Consider the following 741-nt stretch of genomic DNA (forward strand, 5'->3'; position numbering starts at 1 on the left):
CGGATATTGCGATGAGGCATTTTCATAGCTACTTTCATATTACCAGGTAAGACTTCTCCGATAGGCTCTTGCCAGAAAAGAACATCTTCTGCACGACCATTTTTAGGACGAAGAGCGTAGGCCACCAAGAAGGGGGTTGCTAGAGAATTATAAATAATACGATCTGTATCATATCCACGACATTGCAGATAAAAGACGACAAATTCTTGTTTGGATTTAAAGATATGACGCTTTCCTTCAAGTGTCAAGATAATATCGCCAGTCAGATGATTTTCCATAATGACTACGACATTGTTCTGGTCAAAATAGCGAGTATGGGTCGGACGTTGTGTCTGATCATAGGTTATTTGTGCGAAAAGGCGTCCTTTGCGATTGTAGATATCTGCTGCTCGAACCTGCCCCTCTGTATCCAACCATTCGACAGCCCGCACACGTCTTTCATGCGTCGGTTGGCGATAGAAAATATTCGCACGCTTCTTGCCCATATCTAAGATTTCGCCATTCACATTGCTGGAGCGAATCTCCCATAGGTGCGGTTTGCGGACAAGATTAAAATAAATCGGCCGGCCTTCTGGTGTATCCAAATCTCCTGTAAAATAACTGTAAGGAGACTCGACATCTGGTGAAAGATAGCCATCGTCTTGTACAACAACAACAGGACAATCAAGTCCTGTTGCTTTTAATGAACGTAACAAATCAAAACTTGCTTGATCATAGCGGTCAAACAAACAAATCATAGTG

General features: G+C 42.5%; 1 protein-coding gene. It reads right to left on the reverse strand.

The window, feature by feature from the left end:
• Positions 1-741, reverse strand: a 741-nt coding sequence (locus D8791_RS10240) for a glycosyltransferase family protein (RefSeq protein ID WP_514133009.1), incomplete at both ends; no start/stop codon positions are given.

The organism is Streptococcus cristatus (assembly GCF_003943515.1).
In the GTDB taxonomy this organism is placed as follows: domain Bacteria; phylum Bacillota; class Bacilli; order Lactobacillales; family Streptococcaceae; genus Streptococcus; species Streptococcus cristatus_D.